Annotated in this window: 12 protein-coding genes and 1 pseudogene; 3 read left to right on the forward strand and 10 right to left on the reverse strand. The window is 58.3% G+C overall.

What is annotated here, in order from left to right:
- Window positions 1-365: pseudogene (locus AACY02_RS24505) on the reverse strand (IS4 family transposase); the annotation flags it as partial.
- A gap of 173 nt (window positions 366-538) precedes the next feature.
- Here AACY02_RS24505 and AACY02_RS24510 point away from each other — a divergent pair.
- The gene (locus AACY02_RS24510) at window positions 539-925 is read left to right on the forward strand and encodes a hypothetical protein (protein ID WP_339434150.1); all 387 of its coding nucleotides are present in this window, start codon (window positions 539-541) and stop codon (window positions 923-925) included.
- 29 nt (window positions 926-954) lie between these two features.
- On the opposite strand, the gene AACY02_RS24515 is transcribed toward AACY02_RS24510, so the two are convergent.
- The 9 genes from AACY02_RS24515 to AACY02_RS24555 form a co-directional block, all read right to left on the reverse strand.
- Window positions 955-2,592 (reverse strand): BatD family protein, encoded by a 1,638-nt coding sequence (locus AACY02_RS24515; RefSeq protein ID WP_339434151.1) that lies wholly within the window; start codon window positions 2,590-2,592, stop codon window positions 955-957.
- Window positions 2,589-4,325: a tetratricopeptide repeat protein gene (locus AACY02_RS24520; RefSeq protein ID WP_339434152.1), complete on the reverse strand. Its 1,737-nt coding sequence runs from the start codon at window positions 4,323-4,325 to the stop codon at window positions 2,589-2,591. Before AACY02_RS24520 ends, AACY02_RS24515 begins: the two co-directional genes overlap by 4 nt.
- Window positions 4,322-5,401, reverse strand: a complete 1,080-nt coding sequence (locus AACY02_RS24525; RefSeq protein WP_339434153.1) for a vWA domain-containing protein — start codon at window positions 5,399-5,401, stop codon at window positions 4,322-4,324. The genes AACY02_RS24520 and AACY02_RS24525 overlap by 4 nt, the downstream gene beginning before the upstream one ends.
- A complete protein-coding gene (locus tag AACY02_RS24530; protein WP_339434154.1) occupies window positions 5,394-5,891 on the reverse strand; it encodes a DUF4381 domain-containing protein in 498 nt (165 codons plus the stop codon). Before AACY02_RS24530 ends, AACY02_RS24525 begins: the two co-directional genes overlap by 8 nt.
- Window positions 5,888-6,832: a DUF58 domain-containing protein gene (locus tag AACY02_RS24535; RefSeq protein ID WP_221733546.1), complete on the reverse strand. Its 945-nt coding sequence runs from the start codon at window positions 6,830-6,832 to the stop codon at window positions 5,888-5,890. Before AACY02_RS24535 ends, AACY02_RS24530 begins: the two co-directional genes overlap by 4 nt.
- Window positions 6,833-6,837: 5 nt before the next feature.
- Window positions 6,838-7,797: an AAA family ATPase gene (locus AACY02_RS24540; protein WP_007913915.1), complete on the reverse strand. Its 960-nt coding sequence runs from the start codon at window positions 7,795-7,797 to the stop codon at window positions 6,838-6,840.
- Window positions 7,798-7,925: 128 nt separating this feature from the next.
- Complete coding sequence (locus AACY02_RS24545; protein ID WP_186624267.1) at window positions 7,926-9,635, reverse strand: ATP-binding cassette domain-containing protein; 1,710 nt, start codon at window positions 9,633-9,635, stop codon at window positions 7,926-7,928.
- Between the two features lie 27 nt (window positions 9,636-9,662).
- Window positions 9,663-10,850: a YcaO-like family protein gene (locus AACY02_RS24550; RefSeq protein WP_273914967.1), complete on the reverse strand. Its 1,188-nt coding sequence runs from the start codon at window positions 10,848-10,850 to the stop codon at window positions 9,663-9,665.
- A gap of 539 nt (window positions 10,851-11,389) precedes the next feature.
- Complete coding sequence (locus AACY02_RS24555) at window positions 11,390-11,746, reverse strand: hypothetical protein (protein ID WP_186624269.1); 357 nt, start codon at window positions 11,744-11,746, stop codon at window positions 11,390-11,392.
- Between the two features lie 285 nt (window positions 11,747-12,031).
- Here AACY02_RS24555 and AACY02_RS24560 point away from each other — a divergent pair, with 285 nt between their 5' ends.
- Window positions 12,032-13,426 (forward strand): hypothetical protein, encoded by a 1,395-nt coding sequence (locus AACY02_RS24560; RefSeq protein WP_339434155.1) that lies wholly within the window; start codon window positions 12,032-12,034, stop codon window positions 13,424-13,426.
- Window positions 13,427-13,905: 479 nt separating this feature from the next.
- Window positions 13,906-18,801 carry an NAD-glutamate dehydrogenase gene (locus AACY02_RS24565; protein ID WP_339434156.1) on the forward strand — a complete coding sequence of 1,632 codons (4,896 nt, stop codon included), beginning with the start codon at window positions 13,906-13,908 and terminating at the stop codon, window positions 18,799-18,801.
- Window positions 18,802-18,856 lie beyond the last annotated feature (55 nt).

Raw genomic sequence — 18,856 nt, forward strand, 5'->3', positions numbered from 1 at the left:
GGAAATGAGCGTCCCGCCAGAGGGATCGATGCTCTTAGCAAAAAGGCTGTGCCTGAAGCGTCAATTCGAGACCAGTCGACCAGGATCAAAGGATGCTTCAACGAACCCAGCAATGCCCGAAGCATTATCCAATAGAACAATGGACGCTCTGATCTCAAGTGTTGATTGCCCAGCAACCGATCCACACGCTTGATCGAATGCTTGGGATAAGCACGCCCCGTCATGAAGCGACCAAGAGCGGTCAGTGTCAGTCGACGTCCTTGCAGTAACGAACTGACACAACTCATCAGTGATGTCAGGCGGCGAGAATGGATAGAGGGCAGTGCTTGAGCGAGCGCTCTGTGCAAAAAACGGATGGCTTGCATGGGTTCGGTTTCTTGTATTTGTGTGGTGCAAACCAAGTTGCCGACTCATGCAGGCCTCTTCAATATTCCAACTTCTTGATTTTCTGTAAGAAAAATCGGGGATCCCTCAGAGTCTGTCCCCGTTTTACCCAAAGAGGGGATGATAGGAACAATCAATTTCCGGAGGTCAGAGAGTGATTGCTGAAGATTTTGAACTTGTGACAGCCATTTTTCAGCTGGTTGAGGCCGGAATTGTTCACGGTTATGACGCCTTTCGATACCGCGTTGAATGGGGGGGGAACTATATGGAGGTAGACCTCGCCGTTGAAAAAAATAGCTCAGAAATCTGGGACGCTGAAACTGATTTCAATCATTCGAAAATCTATGCGCTTGTAGAAAAATTACACGAGCATGCAGTCGCTCGCGGTGAGGCCCTGGAAGGCATTTGTTCTCTCCTATCGCGAAGGCGAACAAGTGAAAACGAAATTCGACTATTGATTCCGATTGTCTTCAGCCTTTTTTCCCTAAAGCAAAATCGAAAGATCGCAGCCTTCGGCAGCGCCTACACATACCCTCTGTAGGAACTGCCGAAGGCTGCGATCTTTTGCTTTTACTTCGGATAAAGCGGCGGCAACCCGCTATCACCCACCGGATCCTGCACCCGTTCCGCCGCTGGAATCGTGCGGATCGCCCGCCACAAATCCTCACCCTGCCAATGCTGCCCCGTCTCGCTGTACAGCGCTCCATTGAGCCCATCCAGCGCATCCGACAACGGCACAAACCGCGCCGCCATATCCGCCAGCGTCTCCGGCTGCTGGCGCGCCCACGCATCCAGTGCCTGCCGTGTCGCCTGCGGATCATTCGCCTGGCTCGCACGCTTGATGTCATCCATCAACGTGCGTGGACTCGGGCCGGCTTGGGCGGCGCGGTGCACGGCTGGTTGCCAGCGTGCGCGCCACCACAGGCCGAAGCCGAGGAGGGTGGTGCAGGCGAGGATCAGGGTGCTGAGTTTCCACCACCACAACACATCGTTATCGACGATGCTCGGCTGCAGGTTGCCGGTCGGGGTGTCGACTTGCAGGCTCGGGTTGTTGGCCACTTGCAGAGTGCGCGCCGGCAGGCTGCTGTGTTCCAGGTGGTCTTCGAAGGTGTTCCACCAAACCACGTCCACCGTCGGCAATTCGATGGCGCCGCTGCGGCTCGGCACCAAGGCTTCGCGTTCTTCACGGCTGCCGACAATGCCCCGGTCAGTGCTCTGGTTGCTCAGCACCGGTTGATCCGGGTAGCGGCGCAGGCCGTTGACGTCGGTGGCGGGCAGTGCGGGCAATTGCGAGGCGGCCAGGCCTTCGACTTTCAATGTCAGGCTGCGGGTCAGGGAATCGCCAACCTGAGTGTGTTCAGGTTCCGGATTCCAGCTTTCGCTGAGGCTCAGACTGCGCGCGGGCAGCCACGGCGCATCGACCGGATAGGTCAGGGGTTTGGGTTTGACCGTCAGGGGGATTTCGGAGGAACTGACGCGCATCAATTTGCCCGGTTTCGGCCCCTGCGCATTGGCATCCTGAGACGGCTGCGTATCGACCAGTGTGGCGCTGAAGGTCTGCGGCGCGATGGTCAGCAAACCGCTGTGCTGCGGGTAGATCGCATAGCGCATTTCGATCACGCCATGGCGCACACCGTTGAGGTCTTTTTCGTAGGTGCGGGTGTCGCCAAGCTGTTCGATGCGCGCGTCGGCGATTTTCAGCGGGGTCAGGCTGCTGTCGTCGTACAGCGACACTGAATGGTAGATGCGCAGGGTCAGGATGGCCTGGGCCTGCACATAGACGCTGGACTGATCGAGGCTGGCTTCGATAAACACCGGGTCGAGGCTGTTCTTGTCTTCGCGGGTGTCGCTTTCGACCACTTGCACGCTGATCGGTTGGCTCTGCACATCGCCCATCTGCAACGCTGGAATCACCACGCTGCCGTTCTCTTTCGGCAGCAGGGTAATGATCCAGCGTGTGGTAGCGCGGTTGTCGCCATTGAGGGTGTTCAACTGGTTGACCTGCCGCGTGCCGCGCACTTCGAACAGGGGCTCCAGCGGGGTCAGGTCGGGTTTGCCGAACTGGGTGACGTCGCTGGTTTCGAGGGTGAGTTCGACCGTCTCGCCGGAGTTCAGGCGACTGCGATCCACGCTGGCCGTCAGCTCGGCCGCGTGGGCAGTGGCCGTGCAGATCAGCAGGGGCAGCAAGAGAGCGGTGAAGCGGGTCATCGAGTGTTTTCCTGATCCTGATGTTGTTGCTGTTCGTACCAGAATTTGCGTCGCAACAGTTCGCCCGGATCGTCCGGGATCTTGCCCAGCCATTGTTCCAGTGCCTGACGTTGCTCGCCTGCGAGGTTGTCCTCGCTTGGCTGCAGTGTCGGCGTCGCGTCTCGTTGCTCTTCCGGCTCGTCGCCCGGCACTTCATTGGGGCCCGGTTGCGGCGGGGTGGTCGGCGGCGGCTCGTTGGCCGACTCGGCAGGCTGGGCCTCGCTCTGGGATTCACTTTTCACCGCCGCCGGTGGTGCGGTGGCGGTCGGCGGTTCTTCGCCCGGCGAGTTTTGCTCGGCGGGTTTACTGTCCGGTTCGACGGGCGGCGGCGTGTTTTTCTGCTTGAGCAGATTTTCCACCAACGCCTTGTTGATCTGCGCCGGGCGCAAATCGGGTTGCAACTCCAGCGCCTGCTCATAGGCGTCAATGGCCGCTTCCAGCTCACCGCTTTTGGCCAAAGCGTTGCCACGATTGTAGTGGTCGCGAGCATCACCGCCTTCGGCGAAACGCTGGGCGGCGCCACTGTAGTCGCCGGCCTCGTACAGCGCCACCCCTTGCCACTGGCGATCGTCAAAATGTTGCGCCGCTTCGGCCGGGCGCTTTTGATTGAGCAAGTGCAGACCCTGTTGGTCAGGGCGCAGCCACAGGTCTTTGAAGTCAAAAGCGTAGCTCGGCTGTGGCAGGCAGAACAACAGCGGCAGGCAAAACAGCCAGCCGCGTCGTCCGGCACTCGCGGCCAGTAGCAACAATGGCAACAGCAGCCAGTAACCCTGATCGGCCCACGTATCCAGGCGCACGGTCTGACCGTCGTCGCGTAAGCTGCGCGGGCCATCCAGCAGGCCGAGGGCACGCAGGTCGGTTTCGTCCAGCCGTGCAGGGTGATACTCGCCGCCAACGCTGTTGAGGAAAGCACCAAGCCCCGGACTGTCGAGTTGCGGTACACGAATCGCGCCTTGCTCGTCCTTGAGGAAACTGCCGTCCTCCTGAGCAATCGGTGCGCCTTCAGCGGTGCCAATGCCGAGCATCAACAACTGCGCCGAATGCCCGTTCAGCGCGCGGCGAATGCCTTGGCGTTCCTCTTCGCTCAGCGATGAGCCGATCAGCAGAATCCGGCCCTGACCGAGTGCGCCCTGCTTGAGCAATGCCAACGCTTTGCCCACGGCAAGGTCAGCACGATGACCGCTTTGTGGCATCAATGACGGTTTAAGCGCGTCGACCAGGTTTCGGCTGGTTGCCAGGTCATCCGACAGCGGCACCAGCGTGTGGGCGCTGCCGGCGTAGACGACGATGGCGGTCTGCGCGTCGCTGCGTGCCTGGAGCAGATCGAACAGCTTGCGCCGCGCCTGTTCCAGTCGCGTCGGCGGTGAATCGGTGGCGAGCATTTCCGGCGTCAGTTCCAGCACCACCACCAACGGATCGGCGGGTTTCTGGCTGGTCTGTTCGACGCGCTCCCAACTCGGCCCGAGCAGCGCCACAAGGCCCAGCAACCATGCCCCGCCTAGGACGATCCACGGCAGTTTGCTGTCGCGACCGTTACCGCCACTGAGCAGGGTGGCATGAAACGCCGGCGGCAGAATCATCTGCCAGCGCCCGGCACGCTTTTGTCGGTGCCAGAGTTGCCAGATCAGCCAGCCGAGCAGCGGCAACAACAACAGCCACCAAGGGCGGAACCAGTGTGGCCAGAGGGCGATCATCGGCGCCTCCGCAGACGCAGGCGTTTGAGGCGCTCACGCCAGTCAGGCAGCGGACTTTGCAGATACAGCTCCTTGGTGAACAGGCGTTGCAGCGGATTGTCCGGCCATAATTCGCGGGCGACCAGTAACAGGCTCAGCCACAAGGCCAGCGCCAGCGGCCATTGATACAAGGCTTGCGCCGGGCGCGCCTGGGTGGGTTGCTGGGTCACTGGTTCGAGCTGATCGAGGGTGTCCTTGATCGCTTGCAATTCTTTGCCGTCATGCGCGCGGAAATACTGGCCGCCGGTGACTTGGGCGATAGCCTTGAGTGCCGGCTCGTCGAGGTCCAGGCTCGGATTGACCCCGAGCAAACCGGTCGAACCGCTGTCTTCAGGATTGGCGCCGATGCCGATCGGGTAAATCTTCACGCCCTCGCTGGCGGCGAGTTTCGCTGCGGTCAGTGGATCGATTTCGCCGCCATTGTTGGCGCCGTCGGTGACCAGAATCAGCACGCGGCTCTGCGCCGGACGCATGCGCAGGCGTTTGAGGGCCAGACCGATGGCGTCGCCGATGGCGGTGTTCTTGCCGGCGATGCCGATCCGCGATTCATCAAGCCACACGCGCACGGTGTGGCGGTCGAAGGTCAGCGGTGCTTGCAGGTAAGCCTGACTGCCGAACAGGATCAAGCCTACGCGGTCGCCGTCGCGGCTTTCGAGGAAATCGCCGAGCAGGTGCTGTACCAGATTCAGACGGCTGACTTCTTCGTCCTGCCATTGCATGTCGGGGAAATCCATCGAGCCGGACACGTCCACCGCCACCAACAAATCACGGCCACTGGCGGCAATCGGCAGCGGTTCGCCGAGCCATTGCGGGCGTGCAGCGGCAATCAACAGTAACAACCACAGCAGCATGAACGGTGCCTGCTGGCGCCACGCCGGCAGGTTCGCCCGGGCGCGGCGGCGGGCGAGACCTTCCAGATCAGACAGGAAACTGACTTTTAGCGCTGGCTCGCCACTGTCCGCCACCGGCAGCACCAGACGCATCAGCCACGGCAGCGGCAACAGCACAAAGATCCACGGCCAGGCGAACTCAAACATGTTTGCGAATCCACGTGTCGACAGCTTGGGTCAGGCCGGCGATGGCTTTGTCGTCGAGTTTGCATTCCGGTTTGTACGCGCCTTCAACCAGTACCATCCAACGGGTGAGGCCGGCAGCCGGGCAACGGTTGTCGAGGAATGCCAGCCACTTGCGGCCATTGAGCGTATGACTCTGGCTGTAGGGGTAATGGTTGCGGCACAGCCGTTTGAGCAGGCCGTTGAGTTGCTGCAACCACGCCCCGGCCGGCGCGCCGTCGTAGGGTTTGGGCATTCGCGCCAGTTCGGCGAGGGCGGCAATGCGCACCGGGTCGAGCGGCTGTTCGGCACGCACGATCGGGCGTTTCTTGATCGGGATGAAACGCCGCAGCCGCCACACAGCAAAACCGAGCAGCGGCAATAACAGAAGCAGCAGCCACCAGCCCGGCGCCGGTGGCCAGAAGGCGATCGGTGGCGGCGAAATCAGCGGTTGTAGCTGATCAAGGTCGTTCATCGACCTTTCCCCGGACGCTGCGGGTTGAGGAATTCACGCATTTGCTCGACTAACTCGCTTTGCGTGCTCAACGGCATCAGCAGCACGCGCAGCTTTTGGGCGAGCAATTCCCAGCGCGCGATGCGTGCTTCGGCCTGGGCGCGATAGGTCTGGCGCAGCTCAAAGTTGAGGGTGTCGAGTTCAAGCTGTGCACCACGCTCGGCGAATCTCAGCAATCCCGCGGCGGGCAGGGCGTGATCGAGCGGATCGGACAGTGGCAACATCAACAGATCGCAGTGGCGCGACAGCAGGCTCAGTTGTTGTTCGGCGCTGTCGGACAAGGCGCGCTCATCGCAGATCACGATCACCAGACTGCCCGGGCGCAGCACCTCACGGGCGCGCCGCAGGGCCACGCCAAAGGCATCGCGATCCGGTTCACGTTCGCTGTGCAGCGATTGATTGACCTTGACCAGGCGATTGAGCAATTGCAGCAAACTTTGCTTGCTGCGCCGAGGCTTGATCTCGTAATGCTCGTTGTCGCCGAACACCAGTCCGCCGACCCGGTCGTTATGGCCGAGCGCCGCCCAGCCAATCAACGCCGCCGCTTGCGCCGCCAGCACCGACTTGAACATCAGGCCTGAGCCGAAAAACAGCCGCGTGCTTTGCTCGACCATGATGAAAATCGGTCGCTCGCGCTCTTCATGGAACAGTTTGGTGTGCGGTTCTTGCGTGCGCGCCGTCACGCGCCAGTCGATGGTGCGTACGTCGTCGCCGGCCTGATAGACCCGCACCTGATCGAAGTCGACGCCGCGACCACGGAATTTCGAATGATGCAGACCGATCAGCGGGCTGCGCTGACTCGGCGTGGAAAACAGCTGCACTTCGCGCACGCGATGACGCATCTCGATCAGCTCGGCGAGGCTGACGCGGATGCCCGGTTCGGACGGCAGAGGGGCATTCATGGGGGTCAAGCGACGGCTACGACGTCGAGAATCCGCTGCACCACACGATCCTGATCGATGCCAGCGGCTTCGGCTTCAAACGACAAAATGATGCGGTGGCGCAGCACGTCGAACAGCACCGCCTGAATGTCTTCGGGGCTGACGAAGTCGCGCCCGGCGAGCCAGGCATGGGCGCGGGCGCAGCGATCGAGGGCAATCGAGCCACGCGGGCTGGCGCCGTAAGCGATCCACTCGGCCATTTCCGGGTCGAACTTGGCCGGGTTGCGCGTAGCCATGACCAGTTGCACCAGGTATTCCTCCACGGCGTCGGCCATGTACAGACCGAGGATTTCCTTGCGTGCCGCGAAGATTGCCTGCTGGCTGACCCGGCGTTCGGGCTTGGTCTCGCCGTTCAGCGCTTCGCCACGGGCTTGCTGGAGGATGCGGCGTTCGACGGCGGCGTCGGGGAAGCCGATTTTTACATGCATCAGGAAACGGTCGAGCTGCGCTTCGGGCAGCGGATAGGTGCCTTCCTGCTCGATCGGGTTCTGCGTGGCCATTACCAGAAACAGTGGCGACAGCTCATAAGTGCTGCGCCCGACACTGACCTGACGCTCGGCCATGGCCTCGAGCAGCGCTGATTGCACCTTGGCCGGGGCACGGTTGATTTCGTCCGCCAGCACCAGGTTATGGAAGATTGGCCCCTGTTGGAACACGAAGCTGCCGGTTTCCGGGCGATAGATCTCGGTACCGGTGATGTCGGCGGGTAACAGGTCGGGTGTGAACTGGATGCGATGGAACTGGGCTTCGATGCCCTCGGCGAGTTCTTTGATCGCTTTGGTCTTGGCCAGGCCCGGAGCGCCCTCGACCAGCATGTGGCCGTCGGCGAGCAGGGCGATGAGCAAACGCTCGATGAGTTTTTCCTGGCCGAGAATCTGCGTTGAAAGAAAGGTTCGCAGCGCCAGCAGCGCTTCACGATGTTCCATCGATGACTGTTCCTGGAAAGGGGTGGCCACGCGCGTTCGGATAACGCCGGGGCTGGGGGCGTTACTTTAATCCATCGCGGGGGGTGGCGACTAACGGCATTTTGCAGAAAGGACCTTTTAACGCCCTTTTATTGGTTAACGGTTTGAAGGTCACTTAGCAGCCGTTTGATCGATGCTCTGTCCACCAGATCATGCCAGGGGCCATCTTCAATGATTTCGCCATTATGCATAACAATGACCCGGTCGAAGCGGTGTAGATGGCTGACATCGTGCGTTACGCAAATCAGACCTTGGCCGGCAAACGTCTCGAACAGCAACTCCCAAACCGGTGCGGCGAGCTTCGGCTCTATTGATGCGCTCGGTTCGTCAAAAAGGTTGAATTTACCCGGCCGGTTAATCAGTCGCAGCAGCGTCAGGCGTTTGGCTTCACCGCCGGAAATGTTGGCGGCATTTTCGTTGATGTCGCGCCCGCTGACGATCTCTTCAAGCTGTAAACGCTGGATGGCGCTGCGCAAATGCAGCGAAGGATTAACACCAAACAAAACTGACCTGTCGAAGGTGCCCTCCAGGAATTGCGGGGATTGAGGGCAGTAACGCAGTACTTGCAGATGGCTCTGAGCGTTCAAGCGATCAACGGGTATATCGTCAATGTTCAGTTGGCTCCTTACCGAAGCGTTCAGTCCGGCTAGCGCTTCGAGCAAGGTGGATTTGCCTGCGCCGCTAGGGCCGGTGATCGCGACCGATTGCCTTTGTTTGAAGTCAATCAGGTTTGCGATGGATAGCCGGACGGCGCCATTGTCGGTGATGACGCAGGGTTTGAGCCGTAACGTTGATTCGTCCTGTTGGGTCACTTCGCCTCTACGACCTTCATTATCAAAATCGGCTGTTTTGAGCAGTTGCTGGAGACGGCGTTGATCCGCTAAAAACTGATCCAGCACTCGATAGCCTTCGGTCAAGGCTGTGATGTTCAGCAGGAACGTACTGGCGATGGAAAAGATCGCGACCAATTGCCCGACGCTAATGCTCGCGGCCCCCGACAATTGATCGACAACCCCCCAACTTAACAATCCTCCTGTGGAAAGACTGATAAACAAGATCTTTGCCCCGCTTAACAATCCACCGGATCCCGCGACGGTTACCGCCGCTTCGGCATATTGGTTGAAGGCTCTGTTCAAGGGTTGCAGTGCGGTCTGCTCGGCGCGCTCCAGTTTTATCGATTTGCCTGCCTTCAAGGTGTTGAACAGGATCGCGCTCAGTTCATCTTCCTGCTCATTCACGGCATCAATATGTTTTCTGCGCCACCTGATGATTCGATGGGTGGCAAAAAGGTAAAGCACTCCAAGGCTCGCCATCGCGCAAAAGACCCAGGTGCCGCCCATGTACCAAAATGCGGCGGCAATGATCAGGAACTCCAGACACAGTGGAAAGCCCACCGTGACAAAGAACGTCAGCAGTTGCTCGTGGGCGGTGATTCCGCGCTCTACCGATTTGATGAAGTGACCGATGCGCCAAGTGCTGAATCGAGAGAATTCTTTTCCTATCAATTGCGCCATCCATGTAATGGACGCGTTCATTACAATCCGCTGGACGAGTTTCGAAAGAAGTAGTGTCTGCAGAGGTGCAATTATCGCCTGAGCGCATCCGGCCAAGACAAAGGCCGCTGTAAAGAAAAGTAGCGTGTTGAGCGTGGTGTGATCTGCGTTACTGAGCGAATCGACAATGGCACCCAGTAACAATGGCGGCGCAAGGGCTAGAAGCTTTAGCGAAATAATGGCGGTGATTGTTGTGATCAATAGCAGTCGATGCTTTTTGCAAGCTGTTCTGATGAGTGTCCGCATGGAGAAACTGCCTGTTGGTCGTTTTAATTAATTGCCAGGGCGCTTGGTGTTATTTAGCAGTATGTGCTGTGGAGCTACCAACTGGCCTTTTCTGATTATGTTGAACCTGTCGAGGCCGGGTATGTATATCTGGGTGACGATGTTTGTGTTGGCGTACTGTGCGACAGTTCTATGGAAAATTGCTTTGCCGACGCTTTTCAAGTTTCGTTGCAGTAATGCTATTTGCTGTGCAACGGTGCTTGTTTGGCTTTCTGAGGTGGGTTCAAAGGTTCTAAGCTTCAGGTTTTTCAACGGAGAAAAGTCTATTAAGTTTTTTAAGGCGTCAGAGGTTGAAAGCATGTCAAAAGCCTTGCGGTCAGAAGTTTCTTCACTGATACCATATAGCGTGCTTGACTGGAACTGTTCCGTGACTGCTCTTTGTACAGCGATGCAGATATCCAATGAGCAGCCCGAACCGATGGGGGAAATATGCAAGTCGCCTGGCCCCATCTTAGGGAAAGCAACCGAAAAATAGACACCGGATTCATCTTTGATAACGATGATTTGTAACTTGCTTGCAGCCTCTAAAGCATATGGGCGATGCAGCAATGCTTCAGCAAGTAATGCTTTTGAAGGTGTATAAAGGTCCATTGCCGGTCGTATTGCGCAAACGGCAAGAAAAAACTGCGATAACAAGTGTCGTTCTATTACCTCAAGAGTGCCGTGCAGCAGCGCTTCGGCCTTGGTACAGCCGAAAGCAATTCCTGAGTTAGAGGCGTAGCGGCTTAAAAATCGGGTTTCCCGAGAACCTGTGTTGTTATTTTCGGCAGTTGGATGGAGGAGGGCGCATGGCACAAATAGTTCGCGCTTGTCATCAAGGGCTGTAAGCCTAAAACATTCAACAAGTTCGTTAGTGCTTGGCAAACTTGCAAGTATGCCGTCGCATTGAGCATCGCGCTGAACTGCAATCGAATCGCAGCTAATTCGTGATCGCTGCGACTGTCGGCAGTGGAAGGTGCCGTAGTGTTCAAGGCTCTCGGCCATCGCTCCGATAAGGGCATCAGGTCCCTTGCCTGCTCCAGACTCAATCAGTTTTTCGTCTTTGTCGTAAAGTTCAGCGATTGCAACCAGATCACCTTCGCCGACATAGCGGACAATTGCTCTAAGCTCTAGCGCCTGGATGGAACAGGTTATTTCATTCAGAGCTCTGCTGGGTGTTATTTCACGCTCGAACATAGCTTGCCTCATTAAATTTAAATGCCGAAAGACAAGCTTTCGGCATGTGAGCTGGTTGGTGCATCCAATCAGCGGGTTAATGAAGCGAAGAAGTTCAGTTCGGTCGCAAGGAAACCTTCTGAATGACCTGTAGCCTGCGGCAAATCATCGAAGGTGTTTATTTCAGAGCGTTTTTTACCCATGGTATTAACTCCATTTGATCTTGGATTTTCGATGCTGTTCTATCAGTACCGAACCTGCGAGATAGTTCGCAGGTGGGATAATTAATAGCAATGAGCGCGCGACCAGGCAATCAGATATCGGTGTAGGACTTCCGATGATTGTGTAGGGCGGTTCTTGTCGGGAAGTAGGATGAAACTTTACTCGGGTAAACGTGCAAGGCAGTGTGCTTGCATATTTATTGATATGTATGGTCTTTAAGTGTTTAAGGTTTTCAGCGAAAGTTGAAGCGAAACGCCCGTTACAGGACTGACAGTGGCGTGGCGCATTTTACTTGGGCACCATCGCCACTCAATTTACGTTTGGGATAGCAGGCCTGATCAGCCTAGCTCACTGACATAGGTGCCAGTCCCATCAAGGATATTCTTCAGGGTCTCCTCAACCTCATCCAGATCCACCATATCCGGGTTAAAGGTGATCTCCAGCACATCATCCCCATTCAACGCATCGGCATCCGCCGCTGCAATCTCGATCTTCAGCAGCGTCGAGGTCAAAGTAACTTTCACCCCATCAAGCGTCGAAGGCTCGCCATCCAGCGTAATCTCCAGCTCGTCCTCGTCCGGATAGCGGCTCATCAGGAACATGTCGCCCTTGTCGCTGTGGCAGCAGAGCATGGCCATGTTGTCTTCTTCGTCATCGCACGGGTTGACGATGAGTAGGGCGGTGGTCATTTGCATGAGGGGATTCCTGGTTGAGCGGGCGCGGCAGGCGGGACGCAAAAAAGGCGATTTTGCCAGCCTCAAGAAAATTCTGCTGCACATCATTGAGCCAAGGCGTGCTCTTAAGGACATTTCCTCACGGCGGGTACGAATTGTCCGACGGCCTCGTAGGGTTTCAGAAAAGGCGATGGATGGCGCAAGTTAGAGGTGTTTTCGCTTGTTTTTGCGGCTTTTTCCCGGCAGATTTTATTGCTCAAACGCAAGGGAGTGCGATGGACGACATGATAAAAAGGATCTCTTTTGATGAAGCAGTATTTCGAATGGGCGCAAGAAATCCGCCATCTGTCCGAAGAGCAGGTTGAAGCGCTTTACCAGCGCTACCTCAATGGCGAAAAAACTGCTGACTTGATCGATGAGTACAAGCTCGCGGACACAGTGCGCAGTGTGCTGAAAGTGTTGCCACCGATTGTCAGCGCCGACCTGAGATGCCCATATTGCGATTTGCCGATGTGGATGCGCCGGCCTGCCCGCGGCACCCCGGTTTCCCTGCGCAGCGCTTACAAATGTGTGAATTGCGAGCATCAATACTTCACCGCCGGTTTTGGCTCGCGACGCAACGTGTGTGGTTGTGATGCCTGTGTCCGGCTGCGCAAACAGCAAATCGCCGATCAGGCCGAACGTGACCGCAGCGATCTAGCCATGCGCTACGGCACACCACGCCCACCCGTGCCCTTTACCAGTCTTGGATTCCAGCAAAAACTTGCTCTGCTGGCGTTACTGGATGACGGCGGCCAAGGCGCAGGCGAACGCATTGCCGCGCTTGATGCTGAACTCAGAGGAGAAAAGCTCACGTCCACTGACACTTTCAGTGAGGAGTTGGTGAAAGGCCTGCACGAGGCGGGCGCCTTGCAGGTCGATACGGCATCGGACATTCGGGCGTTCAATCGGGCCGACGATTTCAGCATCAGCACTTATTCGACCATTTACTGGCGAGCCAACGTCGCACTGGAAGAAGGCGTGCGCTGCACGCGCGATACGCTCTACCTCGCGCTGTACGAAGAGTTGTCCGGGCCTGTGCTGCCAGGATGGAAACGTGAGTTGTATGCATTGATCTTCAGGCTCGCGCGGGAGGAATCGATTCAATACGTTCACTTGCTGGCCAATCAGGTAGGTATGGCGTTCACCGCCGAAGCCCGCGCCGACTCGGTGATCGGCACTTTGCTGCAGAACTTCTCGGTCAGCCAGATCTACTACTTCGCCAGAGTGGCGGTGAAAAGTGCAGCACACTTCTATGCCACCGGAAATTCCAAGGGCCGCACTCACGCCTCGAACACCATTCCGCGCAACATGCAGAGCACCGCGCAACTCGCCTTGGCGGAGAACTGGCGCAAGGACAGCTACCGCGATTCGCGCGTGCCGCAGCCGGCCATGACCCGCCTGCTTTACGATGTCGTGTTCAAGGATAGCGGCGCCGGTTTTTCCAAGTCGCCGGGGCTGTTCTGGCGAGACGAATTTGTGCCTCGGTTTCTCACAGGCTCGCCGATCGCCGCGCCGCAATTCGACCATCCGCAGCTGTTCTGCCGCGAGTGCGACTCCAGCAACATCGACGCCAGCATGGATAAATTGACCCTGCAGATGCAGTGCTACGACTGCGCCACCGTGAGCAAATTTCGCGCTTACGAAGAGTTGCCCGACTGATCCGCGTCAACCGCTGACGCTGAACCCGATGCCACGCTCAAGGTCGATAGAACGGCCTTGGGCGTTTTCGTTTCTGGATATGTAAGGGCAAAAGGTCTGCATCTGGGACGGATGTCCCGTAAATACGGGCATGCAACCCGGCGTTTTCCGCCACGACTGCTAGTGTTTACCGGTGCGAAACCCTCGGTTTACGTGCCAATGACCGAATATGTCGCAGCACCGCAAGCAGACACATTGTCGCACCCTTTAAGCTGCGCAACGGATGAGCACCCGTAAAGGCATTGTTGGCAGCCCTGACAGTCGCTTTTGCAGATGCCCATTCATGGAAGGTGAATGTGACCTGAGCGTCCCGTCCAGCTTCATCCACCTGTCACCCTGTTTCCTCTGCCCGAGAATCAGGAGCAGGGCGATACAAACCCCGAAAGGGGTGTTGCACGCGACGCTTTCCATCAATAACAAGCTTAAGCGGAGTACCACAGATGGCGTTCTTCACCGCAGCCAGCAAAGCCGACTTCCAGCACCAACTGCAAGCGGCACTGGCGCAGCACATCAGTGAACAGGCACTGCCACAAGTGGCGCTGTTCGCTGAACAATTCTTCGGCATCATTTCTCTGGACGAGCTGACCCAGCGTCGCCTCTCCGACCTCGCTGGCTGTACTCTTTCCGCGTGGCGCCTGCTTGAGCGCTTCGATCACGCGCAACCGCAAGTGCGCGTCTACAACCCTGATTACGAACGCCACGGCTGGCAGTCGACCCACACCGCGGTCGAAGTGCTGCACCACGACCTGCCATTTCTGGTCGACTCGGTGCGCACTGAACTGAACCGCCGCGGCTACAGCATCCACACCCTGCAAACCACCGTGCTGAGCGTGCGTCGTGGCAGCAAGGGCGAATTGCTGGAAATCCTGCCAAAAGGCACCCAGGGCGACGACATTCTGCAAGAGTCGCTGATGTACCTGGAAATCGACCGTTGCGCCAACGCGGCCGAACTGAATGTGCTGAGCAAAGAGCTGGAGCAGGTGCTCGGTGAAGTCCGCGTCGCGGTCGCCGATTTCGAGCCGATGAAAGCCAAGGTGCAGGAAATCCTCACCAAGCTCGACAACAGTGCATTCGCCATCGATGCCGACGAAAAGAACGAAATCAAAAGTTTCCTGGAATGGCTGGTGGGCAACCACTTCACCTTCCTTGGCTACGAAGAGTTTGTGGTCACCGATCAGGCCGATGGCGGCCACATCGAGTACGACCAGAACGCCTTCCTCGGCCTGACCAAACTGCTGCGCACCGGCCTGACCTACGATGACCTGCGCATCGAAGATTACGCCGTGAGCTACCTGCGTGAGCCGACCCTGCTGTCGTTCGCCAAGGCTGCGCACCCAAGCCGTGTGCACCGTCCGGCCTACCCGGACTACGTGTCGATCCGCGAAATCGACGCCGACGGCAAAGTCATCAAGGAACACCGTTTCATGGGCCTGTACACCTCCTCGGTGTATGGCGAGAGCGTGCGGGTCATCCCATTCATCCGCCGCAAGGTCGAAGAAATCGAGCACCGCTCAGGCTTCCAGTCCAAGGCTCACCTGGGCAAAGAACTGGCCCAGGTGCTCGAAGTGCTGCCGCGTGATGACCTGTTCCAGACCCCGGTCGACGAACTGTTCACCACCGTGATGTCGATTGTGCAGATCCAGGAGCGCAACAAGATTCGCGTGTTCCTGCGCAAAGACCCGTACGGTCGTTTCTGCTACTGCCTGGCCTACGTGCCGCGCGACATCTATTCCACCGAAGTTCGCCAGAAGATCCAGCAAGTGCTGATGGAGCGCCTGAAGGCTTCCGATTGCGAATTCTGGACATTCTTCTCCGAGTCCGTGCTGGCTCGCGTGCAGTTGATCCTGCGTGTCGACCCGAAAAACCGTCTCGACATCGACACCGTACTGCTGGAAAAAGAAGTGGTTCAGGCTTGCCGTAGCTGGCAGGACGACTACGCCGCACTGACCGTCGAAAGCTTCGGCGAAGCCCACGGCACCAACGTGCTGGCCGACTTCCCGAAAGGCTTCCCGGCCGGTTACCGCGAGCGTTTCGCCGCGCATTCGGCTGTGGTCGACATGCAGCACCTGCTGAGCCTGAACGAAAAAAATCCGCTGGTGATGAGCTTCTATCAGCCGCTGGGTCAGGTTTCCGGCCAGCGCGAGCTGCATTGCAAGCTGTATCACGCCGACACGCCACTGGCGCTGTCCGACGTCCTGCCGATCCTGGAAAACCTCGGCCTGCGCGTGCTGGGTGAATTCCCGTACCGCCTGCGTCACACCAAAGGCCGCGAGTTCTGGATTCACGACTTCGCGTTCACCGCCGCTGAAGGCCTGGAACTCGACATCCAGCAACTCAACGACACCCTGCAGGACGCTTTCGTCCACATCGTTCGTGGCGACGCCGAGAACGATGCGTTCAACCGTCTGGTGCTGACCGCCGGCCTGCCATGGCGCGACGTTGCGCTGCTGCGTGCCTACGCCCGTTACCTGAAGCAGATTCGTCTGGGCTTCGATCTGGGTTACATCGCCAGCACCCTGAACAACCACACCGACATCGCTCGCGAACTGACCCGGTTGTTCAAAACCCGCTTCTACCTGGCCCGCAAGCTCGGCAGCGATGATCTGGAAGACAAGCAACAGCGCCTGGAGCAGGCAATTCTGACCGCACTGGACGATGTTCAGGTGCTCAACGAAGACCGCATCCTGCGTCGCTACCTGGACCTGATCAAAGCCACGCTGCGCACCAACTTCTATCAGACGGATGCCAACGGCCAGAACAAGTCGTACTTCAGCTTCAAGTTCAACCCGCACGCGATTCCTGAACTGCCGAAGCCAGTACCGAAGTTCGAAATCTTCGTTTACTCGCCACGCGTTGAAGGCGTGCACCTGCGCTTCGGTAACGTTGCTCGCGGTGGCCTGCGCTGGTCCGACCGTGAAGAAGACTTCCGTACCGAAGTCCTCGGCCTGGTAAAAGCCCAGCAAGTGAAGAACTCGGTCATCGTGCCAGTGGGTGCGAAGGGCGGCTTCCTGCCGCGTCGCTTGCCACTGGGCGGCAGCCGTGACGAGATCGCGGCCGAGGGCATCGCCTGCTACCGCATCTTCATTTCCGGTCTGCTCGACATCACCGACAACCTCAAAGACGGCGCACTGGTGCCGCCGGCCAACGTCGTGCGTCATGACGACGATGACCCGTACCTGGTGGTCGCGGCGGACAAGGGCACTGCAACCTTCTCCGACATCGCCAACGGTATCGCCATCGACTACGGCTTCTGGCTGGGTGACGCGTTCGCGTCCGGTGGTTCTGCCGGTTACGACCACAAGAAAATGGGCATCACCGCCAAAGGCGCGTGGGTGGGCGTACAGCGTCACTTCCGCGAACGCGGCATCAATGTTCAGGAAGACAGCATCACCGTGGTGGGCGTCGGCGATATGGCCGGTGACGTGTTCGGTAACGGCTTGCTGATGTCCGACAAGCTGCAACTGGTTGCTGCATTCAACCACCTGCACATCTTCATCGATCCGAACCCGAACCCGGCGACCAGCTTCGTCGAACGTCAGCGTCTGTTCGATCTGCCGCGTTCGGCTTGGACCGATTACGACACCAGCCTCATGTCCGAAGGCGGCGGTATCTTCTCGCGCAGCGCGAAGAGCATCGCAATTTCCCCGCAGATGCAAGAACGCTTCGACATCAAGGCTGACAAGCTGACCCCGACCGAACTGCTCAACGCCTTGCTCAAGGCTCCGGTTGATCTTTTGTGGAACGGCGGTATCGGCACTTACGTCAAAGCCAGCACTGAAAGCCACGCCGACGTCGGCGACAAGGCCAACGATGCGCTGCGCGTGAACGGCAACGAACTACGCTGCAAAGTAGTGGGCGAGGGCGGTAACCTCGGCATGACCCAACTGGGTCGTGTGGAATTCGGCCTCAATGGCGGCGGTTCCAACACCGACTTCATCGACAACGCCGGTGGCGTGGACTGCTCCGACCACGAAGTGAACATCAAGATCCTGCTGAACGAAGTGGTTCAGGCTGGCGACATGACCGACAAGCAACGCAACCTGTTGCTGGCGAGCATGACCGAAGAAGTCGGTGGTCTGGTGCTGGGCAACAACTACAAGCAGACTCAGGCCCTGTCCCTGGCAGCGCGTCGCGCTTACGCACGCATCGCTGAGTACAAGCGTCTGATGGGTGATCTGGAAGGCCGTGGCAAGCTGGACCGTGCCATCGAGTTCCTGCCGACCGAAGAACAGATCAACGAGCGAGTGGCAGCAGGCCATGGCCTGACCCGCCCCGAACTGTCGGTGCTGATCTCGTACAGCAAGATCGACCTCAAGGAGCAGTTGCTGGGCTCTCAGGTGCCGGACGACGATTACCTGACCCGCGACATGGAAACGGCGTTCCCGCCGACGTTGGTCAGCAAGTTCTCCGACGCCATGCGTCGTCACCGCCTCAAACGTGAAATAGTCGGCACCCAGATCGCCAACGACCTGGTCAACCACATGGGCATCACCTTCGTTCAGCGACTCAAAGAGTCGACCGGCATGAGCCCGGCGAACGTGGCGGGCGCATATGTGATTGTGCGTGACATCTTCCATCTCCCGCACTGGTTCCGTCAGATCGAAGCCCTGGATTATCAGGTTTCCGCTGACGTGCAACTGGAGTTGATGGACGAGCTGATGCGTCTGGGCCGTCGTGCTACGCGCTGGTTCCTGCGTGCCCGCCGCAACGAGCAGAACGCTGCCCGTGACGTCGCGCATTTCGGTCCGCACCTGAAGGAGTTGGGTCTCAAGCTCGATGAACTGCTGAGCGGCGAGATCCACGAAAACTGGCAGGCGCGTTATCAGGCTTACGTCGAAGCCGGTGTGCCGGAGTTGCTGGCGCGTATGGTGGCGGGCACCTCGCACCTGTACACCCTGCTGCCGATCATCGAAGCCTCCGACGTGACGGGCCAGAACCCGGCAGAAGTGGCCAAGGCCTACTTCGCCGTGGGCAGTGCGCTGGACATCACCTGGTACCTGCAACAGATCAGCGCACTGCCGGTTGAAAACAACTGGCAGGCCCTGGCCCGTGAAGCGTTCCGCGATGACGTCGACTGGCAGCAACGTGCGATCACCATCTCCGTCCTGCAACAGGGCGACGGCACTCATGAAGTGGAAGAACGCCTGGCGCTGTGGATGGAACAGCACGAAAGCATGATTTCGCGCTGGCGTGCCATGCTGGTGGAAATTCGTGCTGCGAGCGGCACTGACTACGCCATGTATGCAGTGGCCAACCGCGAACTGCTGGATCTGGCGTTGAGCGGGCAAGCGGTAGTGCCTGTAGTTGCTGCGAATGCCGAGCCTGAATTGGCGTAAGTAGTGGCTGAATGAGAAAGCCCCGGTGTCGTGAGATGCCGGGGCTTTTTTTATC

Origin of the sequence: Pseudomonas sp. EA_65y_Pfl2_P78, assembly GCF_963970495.1 — a bacterium.
Taxonomy (GTDB): Bacteria; Pseudomonadota; Gammaproteobacteria; order Pseudomonadales; family Pseudomonadaceae; genus Aquipseudomonas; species Aquipseudomonas baetica_A.